The following is a 16190-nucleotide window of genomic DNA, read 5'->3' on the forward strand; positions in this document are numbered from 1 at the left end:
AAGCCGCTGAAACTCTCAGCGGCTTTTTTCGTCTTTTTAAACTTTGCATTCACGCAGGTACATGGCAGAGTTATTCGCGGCATGTTCCCGTGCTAGGCTGTCATCAGCTGTCTGTACCTGTTAATTCTAAACTCTTGGAATGTCTCCAGCTTCGTTTTGCATCCAAGTCTTACTGGTTTCCTGTGAAATATAAAACAGTCCCCCGTTGATGACTTCCATTTCTATATATGGCTTGTATCGATTGTCGAGTTGCTCCCGTTCTTTTGTGAAAGAATCCAAATCGATGTCTTCAGACTCATAAAAGGATTCAAGCAATTGAGTTTCTTTTTCAAGATGATGCAAAGAATCCTTCGCCCATTGATGATCGAGCGATCCTACATACGTTTCAATATGTCGTTCCATGCGTTTATAAGCATGAGATAAAGAAATGACCGGCCTCATCGGAAATGTATAATCCGAAACGGTTGTTTCAAAATTCATATCCATCATTTTGTCCATCATTCCAAGCATCATCGTTCCATGAATCAAGTTGATTCCTATGGAAACGGCTTCATCCCTAGTGTGCTTTCCACGAAAGTGCAAAAGCCCGTTAACAACCAGCCATGGACTCATGGCCCTGTTTTGTCCGGTCGTCTGATGGACCACTTCATAAAGTCTAGCTGTCCGTGCTTTAGAAATGGCTGTATTGTACAAGCGGTGAAGTTTAGGGGTTCCTGCATGAAGATAAATGCCGCCCGTCTGTTTCTGATCTGTATCGCTGAAGGTCAGCTTCATAGGAACGCCTTCTCGATTCATTTTCTTCATGTAATGCCAGTAGAAAGGTCGATTCATGATTTCCTCATCCATCTCATTTGTAAGCTGTACTGTGAATTGGGAGGGGGCATCATTTATAATTGTACAGCCCTGTGATGAAAAGAACTGCTTGACGAATGATTTGTATGGGTTTGGTGCATTCAACTCGATTCTCTCCTTTCATTCACCGTATGCTCGACATAACTGACCAAGTTGTTGAGTTTGATGTCGACCTCACCTTGACTTTCCGACTGTTTGAGAATGGACTGGATTTGATGTTCGAACGAGCCACTAGGAATTTGTTCAAGAATATGATCCAGATCACCGACCGCATTTTTGAACATTTCGATTTTCTCATACAGCATTTTCATGATGTGATCTTCGATCGTATCTTTGATTGCAAAGTTAAAGATTTTAACGTCGTGCTCCTGTCCGAAGCGGTGGATTCGCCCGATCCTCTGTTCGAGACGCATTGGATTCCAAGGAAGATCGTAGTTAATCATGTGATGACAAAACTGGAGGTTGATTCCTTCTCCGCCAGCTTCTGTTGCCACCATTACCTGGGCTTTGGTCTTGAACAATTGTTTCATCCAATCCCGCTTGCTCTTATTGAATTTTCCACTGAATGGAACGGAGGTGATTCCATTCTGCTGGAGATACCACTGCAAATAAAATTGGGTGGCACGGTATTCAGTAAATACAATGAATTTTTCGCCTGTATTTTCAATGAGTTCCGTCATCCGTTTAGCTTTCACATGATGAGGAACCTGACCAATCGCTTCAATGTACTCATCATATACGCCTGCTTTTTCTTCAGGAGCTTTTTTCTTCAATTGGTTCAGGGACATGTAACAAGCTTCTCTAGACGAACATAGTTCTTTTGCTAGTGTCAGCCAAGTAAAGGAGGGGTGATTCGCTTTCAGAGCTTCTAGTTTTCTGTACATGTTCATTTCTTCCTCAGAGAACGAGAGCCTCTCATTGACGACTTTACGCTTGGATGAATCGAGTCCGGTATCTTTTCTCCGATTCCGGATCATTAAGTGTCCGACGAGGGAATGAATGTGTTGGATATTATCCTCATCATCCGCGTTTTCTTTATACTTTTTCTTGAAATCAGTCAGGTTTCCAAGATAACCGGGTTTAAGAATGGAAACTAAATTAAACAAATCACTCAGTTTGTTTTGAATGGGTGTGGCTGTTAATAATAGACAATAAGTTTTTTTCAAAGATTGTACGAACTGATAATTTTTTGTTTGGTGGTTCTTTAGCTTATGTGCTTCGTCAATAATGATGAGGTCATAGTCGATATCCAAGATGACTTCTCTGTGTTTATCACGTTTAGCCATATCTATGGAAGTTACGGTCACATCCCATTCATTCCAGGAGGCGTGTTTTTTCCGGGGGGATGCAGCCTGAATATAAAACTTTTCATTTAACTCCTGGATCCACTGGTTTACAAGTGAAGCCGGAGTCAAAATAAGGATTTTTTTAGCTCTTCCCCTGATCATATACTCTTTTAATATCAGTCCTGCTTCTAATGTCTTTCCAAGCCCGACTTCATCAGCTAGAATGGCCCGTCCATTCATCTGATGAACGGCTGTTTCTGCTGCTTCAATCTGGTGTTCCATAAAATCTACATGGGGAAGGTGTTCAAGAGCAAGGAGGCCGTCGAATCTTGGTACGGTTTTAAATTGAGCAGCTTGATAAGCGAGCTTAAAACCATCCCATGTTGTAAGTTTATCGGGATGTTCAAGGTTCTCGCTCAATAATCCAATAAATGACTGGTCTGGATGTATTTCGATCATATTAGTAGCCCTCCATCAATAGGAATGATAAAAGATTGCGAATTATTGTAGAATTATCATGTCTTTTGTGAAAGACGCGTGATATAATGATGCTGAAAATATACACAACATTGTGTGAACGTTACACAACATTGTGTGAACGTTACACAATAGTATGCCCGGTAAAATCTAGAAAAATACGAAAGCGAATGACTGTAGAGGGAGAGACCACGACCGTGGCGCCGAAGGAGCAAGCATTCATTTGTGAATCTCTCAGGCAAAAAGACCTCTATAGGACGCAACTCTGGAGAGTGTTTGCATTTTGTGTGCAAACCACCCAAGAAGCAAGCATCAGGTCTTCCTGTTGTGAAACTTTCTGGTGAAACGGACAGAGACTCCCGTGCAAGCGGTGAAGTCTCTTTTTTTTTTATGGGCGAAATCAGTGACAAGGAGTGGTTCTAATGGCAGATTTGAAACGAACACCGTTATACGCTGAATACAAGAAACTAGGAGCGAAAACCATCGATTTTGGTGGGTGGGATTTACCCGTACAGTTCTCTAGTATCAAAGAGGAGCACCAGGCCACACGAACAGCAGCAGGATTGTTCGATGTCTCTCATATGGCAGAAGTGATGGTAGAAGGACCGGATAGTCTTCCTTTCCTGCAAAAAATGCTCACCAACGACGTGTCTAAGCTTGAGCCAGGGAAAGCCCAATACACGATTATGTGCTATGAAGACGGAGGAACGGTTGATGACTTGATCGTCTACCATCTTGATCAAGATAAATATCTCCTTGTCGTCAATGCAGCGAACCGTCATAAGGACTATGAGTGGTTGAAAGAACATCAAGAAGGCGATGTAATCGTGGAAGACGTCTCTGATGAATATGTACAGCTCGCGGTCCAGGGACCGAAAGCGGAAGAAGCGCTTCAAACCATTACGGACACGGAACTCTCCAACATCAAGTTTTTCCGTTTTGAACAAGGTGTGACATTGAAGGGCGTCGATGGAGAGGCTCTTGTGTCCCGCACAGGATATACGGGTGAAGACGGGTTTGAAATTTATCTGCATGCAGATTCGGGTGCCCAGCTGTGGCAAGCCATCCTTGAGGCTGGTGAACCGTTTGGGTTGAAGCCAGTTGGACTGGGAGCACGTGACACACTTCGATTTGAAGCGAACCTTGCGTTGTATGGCCAAGAGCTTAGTAAAGAGATTACTCCCATTGAAGCTGGATTGAACTTTGCTGTGAAAGTGAATAAAGAAGCAGACTTCATTGGTAAAGAAGTTTTGAAGAGGCAAAAGGAAGAGGGACCTGGTCGAAAGCTTGTCGGAATTGAGATGATCGACAAGGGGATTCCGCGTACCCATTACGACGTTCTGGATGGAGAAGAAGTTATCGGTTTTGTTACGACAGGGACCCAGTCACCGACCCTTGGGAAAAACGTCGGTTTGGCACTTCTCAACAGCGAATATACGGCCGAAGGGACAGAAGTAACGGTACAAGTCCGTAAACGGAAATTAAAAGCGAAAGTCGTAAAAACACCTTTTTATAAAAGATAAACCGAGGGGGATGGAAGCATGGAGTTTCGTTATTTGCCCATGACAGAAACAGATAAAAAAGAAATGCTGGATGTAATCGGTGTCGAACATTCCGACGAACTTTTCTCAGATATACCGGAAAATATTCGTTTTAAAGGCGAGCTGGAAATTAAAGAACCTAAAAATGAATTCCAACTCATGAAAGAATTGACGGAACTTGCAGGGAAGAACGTCAATTTGAAGTCTCATATCTCTTTTCTTGGTGCAGGTGTCTATGATCATTACATTCCTTCTATTGTAGATCATGTGATTTCAAGATCAGAGTTCTACACAGCCTATACTCCTTATCAACCTGAAATCTCTCAAGGAGAGCTGCAGGCAATCTTTGAATTTCAAACGATGATTTGTGAATTGACAGGGATGGATGTGGCGAACTCCTCGATGTACGATGGTGGAACAGCTCTAGCTGAAGCGGTCAACTTGTCTGCAGGACAAACGAAGAAAAAGAAAGTACTCGTGTCGAAAGCCATTCATCCTGAGTCCTTAGCTGTTATCCATTCTTATGTTAAAGGACCAGGCGTTGAAGTGGTGGAGATTGATCACAAGGACGGTAGAACAGACCTTGAGCAGTTAGAAAGAGAAATAGATGAAGACACGGCAAGTGTTGTTATTCAGTATCCGAACTTCTTCGGTCAAATCGAACCGCTGGACCAGGTTAGATCTATTGTAGATACACAGAAAAAAGCGATGATGATTACATCAAGCAACCCCCCTCGCTCTAGGATACTTAACGCCTCCAGGCGAATTTGGAGCTGATATCGTTGTCGGAGATGCTCAAGTGTTCGGAATACCAGCACAATATGGCGGCCCGCACTGTGGATATTTTGCGACGACGAAGAAATTGATGAGAAAAGTACCAGGGAGACTCGTTGGACAGACGGTGGATGAGGAAGGTCGTCGTGGTTTCGTGTTGACTTTGCAGGCGAGAGAGCAGCACATCCGTCGTGATAAAGCCACTTCAAACATTTGTTCCAATCAGGCTTTGAATGCTCTCGCTTCATCCGTAGCGATGTCTTCCCTTGGTAAACAGGGACTGAAAAAGATGTCCTGGATGAACATTCAAAAAGCAGCCTATATGAAGAAACAACTCCAGGAAAAAGGTATAGAGGTTGTTTTTGATGGAGCATTTTTCAACGAAATTGTAGTCAAATTAGACAGAGACGTAAAAGAGTTCAACCACAAGCTGCTTGATCGCGGTATCATTGGAGGATATGACCTGGGTGAGGCAGACGAAAAACTGAAGAACTGTATGCTAGTAGCCGTAACAGAAATCCGGACAAAAGAAGAAATTGATACGTTTGTCAAGGAAGTGGGGGATCTTCATGTCTAATCAGGACTTTCCATTGATATTTGAATTGAGCCAAGAAAGTCGTACCGGCTATAGTTTGCCAGAGTTTGATGTGCCGGAAACGAATGTTGATGATGTAATCGGAGAAGCCTATGTTAGAAAAAGTGAACCGGACCTTCCGGAGGTGAGTGAACTGCAGATTATGCGTCACTACACCGCTCTTTCTAAAAGAAACCACGGGGTTGACTCAGGGTTTTACCCTCTTGGATCTTGTACGATGAAATACAACCCGAAAATGAATGAAGATGTAGCTCGGCTGACTGGTTTCAGTCATATCCACCCTTACCAACCGGTGGAAAGTGTACAGGGAGCTCTACATCTAATGTATGATTTGCAAGAATCCCTGGCTGCGATCACTGGAATGGATACCGTTACTTTACAGCCAGCTGCAGGCGCACACGGGGAATGGACGGGATTAATGATGATCCGTGCTTATCACGAAGCAAAAGGAGAAACGAACCGTACGAAAGTGATTGTTCCAGACTCGGCTCATGGTACGAACCCTGCCTCAGCAACAGTCGCAGGTTTTGAAGCGGTTACGGTCAAGTCAGATGAGCGAGGTCTTGTGGACTTGGAAGACTTGAAGCGTGTCGTAAATGATCAAACGGCAGCGTTAATGCTCACCAACCCGAATACCCTCGGTTTGTTTGAAGAGGATATCGAAGAAATGGCAGCCATCGTGCATGAAGCTGGCGGTAAGCTCTATTATGATGGAGCGAACCTTAACGCCATTCTTGGCTATGCGCGCCCAGGAGACATGGGTTTTGATGTCGTTCACTTGAACCTTCATAAAACATTCACAGGTCCTCATGGTGGCGGAGGTCCGGGGTCAGGTCCAGTAGGAGTAACGGCAGAATTTGCTGAATACCTACCAGCACCGATTTTGACGAAGAAAAATGATCTATATGTGTTTGACTATGATCGTCCTAAATCCATCGGGAGAGTGAAACCGTATTATGGGAACTTCGGAATCAATGTACGTGCCTATACGTATATCCGTACGATGGGACCAGAAGGGCTGAAAAAAGTGAGTGAGTACGCCGTCATCAATGCAAATTACATGATGCGACGTCTTCAAGAGGAATTCGATCTTCCATTCGACCGTCATTGTAAACACGAATTCATTTTGTCAGGGAAGCGGCAGAAAAAACTTGGGGTCCGCACATTGGATATGGCGAAGCGTCTCCTAGACTTCGGCTATCACCCGCCAACGATCTACTTTCCGATCAATGTGGAAGAGGCACTCATGATCGAACCCACGGAAACGGAATCAAAAGAAACCCTGGACGATTTCATTGACCGTATGATTCAAATCGCACACGAAGCGGAAAATGATCCTGAAAAAGTACAGGAGGCTCCTCATACAACGATTGTGAGCCGTATGGATGAAACTCAGGCAGCGCGTAAACCTGTTTTAAGATACCAAAAAGAGCAATAACAAAAACCCGGCGTCCGTCTAGATATGGACGCCGGGTTTTATCTCTTAAACAATATGGCAGGATACTTGAATAGCCAGTTTCCAGACTTTTATTGAGTGGTTGGGGCTACGGGGAATAGCTCGCTTTCCGCGGGAGCGATAGTTTAATGGGAAGAAAATAAAATCCCGGTTCTTAGGGGAACCGGGAGGGTTGATTATTTTTTCGTTTTGACCTTACCATTCCACTTTTTGAAGCCACCTTCAAGCATATTGAGGTCTTCATATCCTTGTTTGTGGAGCATCATTGCGGCACGCGCGGACCGGGCGCCGCTTTGGCAGTATAGATAAACAGGTTTGTCTTTGCGGATTTCAATAAGGCGGTTCTTCATTTGAGACAATGGAATATTTCTTGCCCCTAAGATGTGACCGCCATCAAATTCCTTCGGTTCACGAACGTCAATTAACTGGGCTTTTCTGTAGCCCTCGCGGAACTTGTCTTCCGGTAATGTGGTCATGATTTTTCTTGCTTTGAAGAATCTATACAAACCGAAAGCGATAACCACTAGGATCGCTGCGATTAAGATCCATAAATCCATCTTTCCATCCCCCTCATTTCTCTATTCCTCTATCTATTATAGGAGGGAATGATGAGTATTTCAAAAAAATTTTTCCGAAACTTGCGGGGAATTGTTATTTTGTCGAGGATTGTAGAAGGTGTTTGGATGCAAATGATGAAAAAGCTGATACAAACAATAGGGAGCAGGTTTTTCTTTCAATCTCTGGTATATCCGTTTAATATCTCAAGATTTTTCGATTGACAAGTTTCTACATATTCGTTCAACAGCACAATATATGGTGACTGAAAATTATCACAACACAATATATTGATTATCTTTTTGTAGATGTGGTATGTTACTTATATCAAATGAAAATTACTTAGTTTTTAGTTTAAAGGGAGAGATGCAAAATGCAGACGACCACCTCCACAGATGTACACACGAAAATTGACGTGGACCGCCTCAATGCGGATATAAGGCAATTTCCACAGGTCCATGAGATTACTGAATCCATGACAATTACGCACAAAGGTGTATCAAGACTTGTGATGCTAGACAGGTATGCGTTTAAAGATACAGAAAAGTTGACTCTTGCAGAGGGAGATTTCGTTGTTCTTACAGTTAAGGACGACCCTAAGTTTCCTGCTCGAGGATTTGGATTTATTCATTCCATTGACTGGCAGTCCCATCAAGCCATTGTGAAAGTGGAGAATGAATTCTTAAATGTTCTTGAACATGAAGAGGAACGAAGAACGGGATTGATCAAGCGCAACCTTGATACCATTGATAAACCTCTGGAAGTCTATTATGAGCAGATTGCACTTCGAAATGCGTCAGGTCTCTCAGAAGTAGAAACAGACACAGAAAAGAAACAGCAGAGCTTCCATGACTTTTATGAAGAGTTATCGGAGTTGAATTTCATTCCAGCTGGACGTGTATTGTATGGCGCAGGTTCACAAACCGACGTTACGTATTTTAATTGTTATGTCATGCCATACATTCAAGACTCCCGCGAGGGTATATCGGACCATCGTAAGCAGGTGATGGAAATCATGTCCCGTGGAGGTGGAGTTGGAACAAACGGATCGACGTTACGCCCACGTAATACGCTGGCTCGAGGAGTGAATGGTAAATCTTCAGGTTCGGTTTCCAGGCTCGATGATATCGCGAAGCTTACACATCTTGTGGAACAAGGCGGTTCGAGACGAGGGGCGCAAATGATCATGTTATCCGACTGGCACCCCGACATCTTGGAGTTTATTATCTCTAAAATGCAAAATACGAGAATTCTTCGATTCCTCATTGAGAATACCGAAGATGAAACGATCAAGCAGTTGGCTAAAGATAAATTGAAGTTTACCCCTCTCACGGAAACGGAGAAAGACTTGTACCAGAGTGTTGTCAATTATAAGCACATTCAGGGACAAGGAGGGTTTACGGACCAAAGCATTCAAGAAGCGGAAGAAAAGCTGCACTTGGGTGGAAACTATACCGTTCATAATTCTGAATTCCTGACAGGTGCCAACATTTCAGTTTGTATCACCAATGAATTCATGGAAGCAGTGGAAAATGATGCTGATTATGAGCTGCGTTTCCCGGATGTAGAAAATTACTCAGCGGAAGAAATGGAAAGATACAATGAAGAATGGCATCAAAGTGGAGATGTTCGTGAATGGGAAGCTCGCGGATTTGGTGTACGCACGTATCGTACTGTGAAAGCTAGCGAACTATGGAACCTCATCAATATTTGTGCTACGTATTCGGCTGAGCCGGGGATATTCTTTATTGATAATGCCAATGAGAAGACAAATGCAACAGCCTATGGACAGAAGGTCGTTGCTACGAACCCTTGTGGGGAACAGCCGCTTGCCCCTTATTCTGTTTGTAATTTGGCTGCTGTTAATTTGGCAAATCTTGCAGATAAAGATCGTAAGCAGGTCGACTTTGAAAAGCTTAAGAAAACGGTACGCCGTGGTGTGCGTTTGCAGGACAATGTAATTGATGCAACTCCATATTTCTTAGAGGAAAATAAAGTACAGGCCCTTGGAGAACGAAGAATTGGACTTGGTGTCATGGGACTGCATGACTTGTTGATTTATTGTGAAACAACATATGGATCAGAAGAAGGGAATCAACTGGTCGATGAAATTTTTGAAGCTATCGCAACTACGGCATACCGTGAGTCCGTTGAACTTGCGAAAGAAAAAGGAAGCTTCCCATTCTTAACAGGAAAAACGGATGCAGAGACGAAAGAGCTGCGAGAACGTTTTATTCAAACCGGTTATATGAAGGAAATGCCGGAAGATATACGCCAGGATGTATTGACTTATGGTATTAGAAACTCCCATCTCTTAACTGTTGCACCTACAGGAAGTACAGGTACAATGGTAGGCGTAAGTACGGGTCTTGAGCCTTACTTTTCATTCTCCTATTATAGAAGCGGTCGATTAGGTAAATTTATCGAGGTTAAAGCAGATATTCTTCAGGAATATTTGGATGCTCATCCGGAACAAGATCCAAATGAGCTGCCGGATTGGTTCATCACCGCAATGACTATGACACCGGAGGCACACGCGGATACACAGTGTATTATACAGCGCTGGGTGGATAGCAGTATATCCAAGACAGTCAATGCTCCGAAAGGATACACAGTTGAAGAAGTGGAACGAGTGTACCAACGACTATACCGTGGAGGTGCCAAAGGCGGTACGGTGTATGTTGATGGAAGTCGAGATAGTCAAGTACTATCTTTGAAAGCAGAAGAAAATGACTTCGAGGGAGAACAGACGGAACTGTTTGAATCTGAAGACAAAAAACCCCATGTTGTTCTTATGGATACCATTCATGAACTCGACAAGACTAACGTTACGATTGGATCTGAAGTAGGAGATACTTGTCCAGTCTGCCGCCAAGGTACGGTTGAAGATATCGGTGGTTGTAATACTTGCACAAATTGTAATGCCCAACTGAAGTGTGGATTGTAAAGAAAAATAACCGGTCGTTTTTAACGACCGGTTCATTTTTTATTGCGATTTATTACATTCTTGCTCTAACCATCTTGGTTTTAGAGCTTCCCGAATTCAAATGCACAAAAATTCAGAAGTACAGCCCTCGCTTGTCACTGGTAGGAATCTGGTGTATCATTTTATTGTGCAAACATATGCTATAAAAACCGTCCGTCATATTATGTATGGCGTGTACATAAGACAGGGTATTGGGGGTTCAACATGCCGACACCTAGCATGGAAGATTATATTGAACAAATATATATATTGATTGAAGATAAAGGGTATGCACGTGTTTCTGATATTGCTGAAAATCTGCAGGTGCATCCGTCATCCGTGACGAAGATGGTTCAAAAACTTGACCGAGACCAATACTTGAACTATGAAAAATATCGCGGGTTGATCCTAACACCAAAAGGAAAGAAAGTTGGGAAACGGCTTGTATATCGTCATGAACTTTTGGAGCAGTTCTTAGAGATTATCGGTGTCGATCAGGAGAACATCTATGATGATGTTGAGGGTATTGAGCACCACATGAGTTGGAATTCCATCGACCGTATAGGAGATCTCGTTCAATATTTTGATGAGAACCCGGAGCGAGTGGATTCTTTGAGAGAAGTCCAGAAAAAGAATGAAGAACAGAATGATGAGTAAGTAGACGCATGGGATCCCATGCGTCTTTTATTTGCTGATAAACTTGTGCTCCTAAACGACAGGGGCAGCTCTCTTAAAGATATATTGGATATGTTTTGGGATCTGCAGGGTCGTCTGATCCTTTTCACCAATCTTTTCTCACCAGAAGGTCCAGCCCCTAATTAGCTAAGGTAAGGAAGCTACTAAGTGTCAGCGAAAGACATGATTTAGCAGTATGAATAACCTTACATTTCAATTCGGCTGCTTTCGTTCTAATTTGCCAAACGCGTGTTTATAATGAAGTAAAGTGGGGTGAAGCAGGATGAAAGTGGACGGAGTTTTTTCCGGTGGCGGTGTGAAGGCCCTTGCTTTCATTGGGGCACTTGAAGAACTGGAAGAGCAAGGATACACATTCAAACGAATGGCCGGAACATCCGCTGGTGCCATTTTAGCGAGTTTGACAGCTGCCGGCTACACGGCTAAAGAACTGAAGGAAAGACTCAATAATCTTTCGTTTCTTAGTCTAGTAGACGTTCCATTGACAGATCGCCTGTTTCCATTTATGAAATGGCTTCTTTTGTATTACCGGATGGGGCTTTATAAAGGGAATCAGTTGGAAAATGTTCTTGAAGAGTGGCTTGGTGAAAAAGGTGTTCGTACGTTTGCCGACTTACCGCCTGGGTCTTTAAAGGTGATATGTTCTGATCTAACACAGGGGAGAATCGTTGTCATACCTGATGATTTGAAGAAAGTTTACGGCATTGATCCGGCTACCTTTTCTGTAGCAAAAGCAGTAAGGATGAGCTCGGGACTCCCCTACTTTTTCATTCCCGTTAAAATACATGGGAAACGCGGAAGATCCATTATTGTAGATGGAGGAGTGTTGAGTAACTTTCCTCTGTGGATTTGGGAAAAACAGGACGGATGCCGTACTAGACCTATCATTGGAATGAAGTTAAGTGATGAACCAGATAAACTACCCGAACAGAAAATTAAAAATGCGATTCAAATGTTCCACGCCCTTTTTAAAACGATGCAGCAGGCTCATGATGCAAGGTACATTTCCAAGGCTCTAAGTAAGGATATTATCTTCATTCCGGTCAGTGGAGTGGAAACGACGGATTTTGATATGAGCAAAGAAGAAAAAGAAACATTGATGGAATTAGGTCGAGAACATGCGGGGAAATTTTTAAAAAGGTGGAGCCGATAATACTAAAATATGAAATGAAAAATCGAGCCATCAGAAGGTGGCTCGATTTTTTCCTTTGCTTTTATTGCCTTCAATAACACGAAGCTGTGGACCGTTCATACGTTTGCGGTTTTTTCGACCTAATGAAGAGGCCTTGGTCTGTGCTTTGGCTACAGGGCTTTTCTTAATTGCGGGGGTTGGTTGCTTGTATTTTTGTTTAGATTGCTTGACCGCTTGCTTATATTTTTTCATTTCATTTCGGTTTCCACCTGCCGCTCCTCCAAAGCCGCGTTTGCGGAGGAAGAAGAAGTAGATGGCTCCATAAATGAGAGCGGCGATTCCGATCATCGTGACGATCGAAGTGAGAAAGCCAGTCGTGTTTGTAAACAGCTGGATGCCAACAAAGAAGATGGCTAAACCGATCAACGTGTAAATGACAGGAGTCATCCAATTACGCATGATATTTTCCTCCCTTCTCGTAGTGGTCGACTATGAATATCTGGTTATTGAACTATACCCTTATTTCAACACTATTCATCATCAGATGCGGCGGATGGTAGGCTGTTATGTGCTATTTAAGATTGTTTCCTTTATAGAGTAAAATATGCAGCCCCATCTTAATTTTTGAATGGTGGAAGAGTACATTTTAGTAAACTCTTACCTTCAAGCGGGCTGTTTAAACAATAGAATATTAAAATTGGTTGGACTTCTATTTTACCTTAAATCTCCATGAATCACTAGCCCAACAATTGAAAAGAGCATGAAAAAATTGGGGTTGGTTAAAATGAGAATAGAGGTGATGAAGATGGCTGAAAAACAAAAAGACCAAAAACAAGACCAAAGACAACAAGAACCACAGCAAAGTGTCATATCAAAAGCATTAGTCACAGGTTTTACCGCCGGAGTTTTATGGAGTGGTTTAGGGACAATCGCTTATTATTTTAATTTCACAGAGGTGTCTCCTGCCTCCTTCATATTTCGCTCATTTTGGCAGACGGAATGGACCGGAACATGGCTTGCTGAAGTGTTAGCCGTTCTTATTGTCGGTATTTTATCTTTAGGAACGGCTCGTTTACTACCTTCTCTTGAAAAAAAGGAATGGAATCTGGCCTGGGAGTCTTTTATGGAATCGGGCTATGGGCGATTGTTTATTTTCTATTGACTCCGATCTTTCCGGCAATCCCGACTTTCATGGAACTCAATAGTGATACATGGGTTACAACCGGCTGTTTATTTATTTTATACGGTGTTTTTATCGGGTATTCCATTTCCTATGAATACAGGGAGTTCAATGAGACAGTGAATTCTTATTCAAATCAAGGGAGAGTATGATAAACTTAAAGTGTATGACAATTTTGGAAATGGTGGGATTGTTGAATGGGGAAGAAGCGGCTGTTTTTAATCAATGGGCCGAATTTGAATATGTTAGGCAAGAGAGAACCGGCTACCTATGGGAAAAAGTCTCTTGAACATGTTGAGACATTGGTCAAAGAAGTGGCTGCTGAGCAAGGGTTTGAAGTCACTTCTTTTCAATCCAACCATGAGGGGGAGCTCGTAGACTGGATCCAGCGAGCGGAAGAAGAAGCTGAAGGAATCATCATTAATCCAGCAGCTTATACACACACAAGCATCGCTTTACGGGATGCTGTCAGTTCCATCTCAAAACCTGTGGTAGAGATTCATATATCAAATGTCCATGAACGGGAATCTTTCCGCCATACTTCGATGTTAGCACCGGTATGCTCAGGACAAGTGGTCGGATTTGGAATTGATGGCTACCGATTAGCGACATTGGGGCTGATCCAAAAGATAGAAAGTGAAGGGAGAAATCATTCGTGAGTAAACTTTCAAATTTAAGAAAATCGATGGCTTCAAAAGAATTAGACGGTCTTTTAATTATGAGTCCGAAAAACAGAAGGTATATATCAGGTTTTGTAGGCTCTTCTGGAGCTCTTTTAGTGACAAGCGATGAAGCTGTTTTAATTACAGATTTCCGCTATACAGAACAAGCGGCAGAGCAAGCCAAGGAGTTTGAGATTCTTGAACATAAAACGCCTATGCCGAAAACGGTAGCTGAAAAAGCGAAAGAACTAGGTTTGAAACGAATCGGGTTTGAAAAAGATCATGTCACCTACACCCTTTTTGAACAATATAAAGAAGCATTAGACGCAGAGCTCGTCCCTACATCAGGCATTGTGGAAAAATTACGCTTGATTAAGACGGATGAGGAGATTAGTATATTAAAGGATGCCGTTAAGATTGCTGATGATGCTTTCGAACACATTCTTGGTTACATAAAGCCTGGTGTGAAGGAAATTGATGTATCGAATGAACTTGAGTTTTTCATGCGTAAGCAAGGGGCGACCTCCTCAAGTTTTGATATTATTGTTGCATCAGGCTACCGTTCAGCTTTGCCACATGGAGTGGCCTCCGAGAAGGAAATCCAATCCGGAGAGCTTGTAACGCTTGATTTTGGTGCCCTTTACAAAGGGTATTGTTCTGATATTACAAGAACTGTAGCTGTGGGCGAAATCAATGATCAGTTAAAAGAAATCTATGATACCGTTTTACAGGCTCAGTTAAAAGGTATGGAAGGAATAAAAGAAGGCATCACCGGCAAAGAAGCGGATGCATTGACACGTGATTACATTAAAGAAAAAGGGTATGGCGAGTATTTCGGTCATTCCACGGGCCATGGAATCGGCCTGGATGTCCATGAAGGTCCTGGCCTATCCTTCCGTTCCGATGTCACGCTTGAAGAAGGTATGGTCGTTACAGTCGAGCCGGGCATTTATGTTCCGAACGTCGGCGGCTGCCGGATTGAAGATGATACAATCGTTACGAAAACAGGAAATGAACGATTGAGCAAGTCTACCAAAGAATTAATCACGTTGTAATTAAAAGGAGGAAGGTCAAATGATTTCAGTAAACGATTTTCGTACAGGTCTGACAATTGAAGTTGATGGGGGTATCTGGCAAGTAATGGATTTCCAACACGTGAAGCCAGGAAAAGGAGCGGCTTTTGTTCGTTCAAAACTCCGTAACCTACGTAATGGAAATATTCAGGAAAAAACATTCCGCGGCGGTGAAAAAGTAGAGCGCGCTCACATTGAAAACCGTAAGATGCAATATCTTTATGCGAATGGTGATATGCACGCGTTCATGGATATGGAGACATACGAGCAAGTAGAAATCCCTACGGCTACCATCCAGGACCAATTAAACTACCTAAAAAGAGAACATGGAAGTTCAAATCCAGTCTTATGAAAGTGAAACAATCGGTGTTGAACTGCCGAAAAACGTTGAGCTGGAAGTTACAGAAACGGAACCTGGCATCAAAGGCGATACAGCAAGCGGGGGTACAAAACCTGCTACGCTTGAAACGGGCCTTACTGTCCAAGTGCCATTCTTCATCAATGAAGGTGAAGTATTGGTCATCAGTACTACAGATGGAAAATACGTATCCCCGTGCCTAATATGTTTTCTCGAAGAACTTGTCCGAACCGGGCAAGTTCTTTTTTGTGAAAACATTTCTGTATTCCAAGGTGAGCAATCATAACTCTTCCATACTTTCTTCCTATAGAATCCATTTCATTATCCATGTGTTAGAAAAGGATGGGGGGAAAGCGAACCTATTCCCGTAGCCACTAAACTCAAACAACCCCCTCGGAATTAAATGTTCACTAAGTCTGCTTTATTGTGGTATGCAGCTTAGGAATAAGGTGGACACATACGGACATATATTGATTAAGGCTTGTCTTCGCAGTGTCTATCAATCGCTCTATTACCTCTCTATTACCTCTCTTAAAATCTTCTAGTTTTATACTATTTCACAGTCATAAGCTCTCAGTAAGCACATACATA

Annotated in this window: 13 protein-coding genes, 2 pseudogenes and 2 riboswitches; of the genes and pseudogenes, 11 read left to right on the forward strand and 4 right to left on the reverse strand. The window is 42.7% G+C overall.

Going from position 1 to position 16190, the window contains the following annotated elements:
- Positions 1–126: 126 nt before the first annotated feature.
- Positions 127–957, reverse strand: coding sequence for a YqhG family protein (locus LC065_RS11855; protein WP_226590888.1), 831 nt, complete (start codon positions 955–957; stop codon positions 127–129).
- The gene (locus tag LC065_RS11860; RefSeq protein WP_306163432.1) at positions 954–2597 is read right to left on the reverse strand and encodes a DEAD/DEAH box helicase; all 1644 of its coding nucleotides are present in this window, start codon (positions 2595–2597) and stop codon (positions 954–956) included. Before LC065_RS11860 ends, LC065_RS11855 begins: the two co-directional genes overlap by 4 nt.
- Before the next feature lie 188 nt (positions 2598–2785).
- Positions 2786–2875, forward strand: a riboswitch (glycine riboswitch).
- Between the two features lie 3 nt (positions 2876–2878).
- Positions 2879–2970, forward strand: a riboswitch (glycine riboswitch).
- Positions 2971–3037: 67 nt separating this feature from the next.
- Between LC065_RS11860 and gcvT the strand changes: the two genes are divergently transcribed.
- From gcvT to gcvPB, 3 genes and pseudogenes are all read left to right on the forward strand, one after another.
- Positions 3038–4138, forward strand: a complete 1101-nt coding sequence (gene gcvT / locus LC065_RS11865) for a glycine cleavage system aminomethyltransferase GcvT (RefSeq protein WP_226590881.1) — start codon at positions 3038–3040, stop codon at positions 4136–4138.
- Between the two features lie 18 nt (positions 4139–4156).
- Positions 4157–5507: pseudogene (gene gcvPA / locus LC065_RS11870) on the forward strand (aminomethyl-transferring glycine dehydrogenase subunit GcvPA).
- On the forward strand, positions 5500–6963 hold the full coding sequence (gene gcvPB, locus LC065_RS11875) for an aminomethyl-transferring glycine dehydrogenase subunit GcvPB (protein WP_226590874.1): 1464 nt from the start codon (positions 5500–5502) through the stop codon (positions 6961–6963). The pseudogene gcvPA and the gene gcvPB overlap by 8 nt, the downstream one beginning before the upstream one ends.
- A 194-nt stretch (positions 6964–7157) precedes the next feature.
- Here gcvPB and LC065_RS11880 read toward each other — a convergent pair whose 3' ends face one another.
- Positions 7158–7538, reverse strand: coding sequence for a rhodanese-like domain-containing protein (locus tag LC065_RS11880; RefSeq protein ID WP_226590871.1), 381 nt, complete (start codon positions 7536–7538; stop codon positions 7158–7160).
- Positions 7539–7909: 371 nt separating this feature from the next.
- Between LC065_RS11880 and LC065_RS11885 the strand changes: the two genes are divergently transcribed.
- The 3 genes from LC065_RS11885 to LC065_RS11895 all read left to right on the forward strand — a co-directional run bounded on the left by LC065_RS11885 (position 7910) and on the right by LC065_RS11895 (position 12347).
- Positions 7910–10483 (forward strand): vitamin B12-dependent ribonucleotide reductase, encoded by a 2574-nt coding sequence (locus LC065_RS11885; protein WP_306163433.1) that lies wholly within the window; start codon positions 7910–7912, stop codon positions 10481–10483.
- 243 nt (positions 10484–10726) lie between these two features.
- Positions 10727–11158: a transcriptional regulator MntR gene (gene mntR, locus LC065_RS11890; RefSeq protein ID WP_226590866.1), complete on the forward strand. Its 432-nt coding sequence runs from the start codon at positions 10727–10729 to the stop codon at positions 11156–11158.
- Positions 11159–11459: 301 nt separating this feature from the next.
- Positions 11460–12347, forward strand: coding sequence for a patatin-like phospholipase family protein (locus LC065_RS11895; RefSeq protein WP_226590864.1), 888 nt, complete (start codon positions 11460–11462; stop codon positions 12345–12347).
- Positions 12348–12377: 30 nt separating this feature from the next.
- Here the strand turns inward: LC065_RS11895 and LC065_RS11900 are convergent, their stop codons facing one another.
- Positions 12378–12785, reverse strand: a complete 408-nt coding sequence (locus LC065_RS11900) for an SA1362 family protein (RefSeq protein WP_226590862.1) — start codon at positions 12783–12785, stop codon at positions 12378–12380.
- A 346-nt stretch (positions 12786–13131) separates the two neighbouring features.
- On the opposite strand from LC065_RS11900, the gene LC065_RS11905 reads away from it, so the two are divergent.
- From LC065_RS11905 to efp, 5 genes and pseudogenes are all read left to right on the forward strand, one after another.
- The gene (locus LC065_RS11905; RefSeq protein ID WP_306163434.1) at positions 13132–13488 is read left to right on the forward strand and encodes a YqhR family membrane protein; all 357 of its coding nucleotides are present in this window, start codon (positions 13132–13134) and stop codon (positions 13486–13488) included.
- Positions 13425–13658 carry a YqhR family membrane protein gene (locus LC065_RS11910; RefSeq protein WP_306163435.1) on the forward strand — a complete coding sequence of 78 codons (234 nt, stop codon included), beginning with the start codon at positions 13425–13427 and terminating at the stop codon, positions 13656–13658. Before LC065_RS11905 ends, LC065_RS11910 begins: the two co-directional genes overlap by 64 nt.
- A 45-nt stretch (positions 13659–13703) precedes the next feature.
- Positions 13704–14165, forward strand: a complete 462-nt coding sequence (aroQ, locus tag LC065_RS11915; RefSeq protein ID WP_226590857.1) for a type II 3-dehydroquinate dehydratase — start codon at positions 13704–13706, stop codon at positions 14163–14165.
- The gene (locus tag LC065_RS11920) at positions 14162–15223 is read left to right on the forward strand and encodes a M24 family metallopeptidase (RefSeq protein WP_226590854.1); all 1062 of its coding nucleotides are present in this window, start codon (positions 14162–14164) and stop codon (positions 15221–15223) included. Before aroQ ends, LC065_RS11920 begins: the two co-directional genes overlap by 4 nt.
- 19 nt (positions 15224–15242) lie before the next feature.
- Positions 15243–15792 (forward strand): annotated as a pseudogene (gene efp, locus LC065_RS11925) (elongation factor P); the annotation flags it as partial.
- Between the last annotated feature and the right edge of the window lie 398 nt (positions 15793–16190).

The sequence above is a fragment of the Halobacillus litoralis genome (genome assembly GCF_020524085.2).
Classification (GTDB): Bacteria; Bacillota; Bacilli; order Bacillales; family Halobacillaceae; genus Halobacillus; species Halobacillus litoralis_E.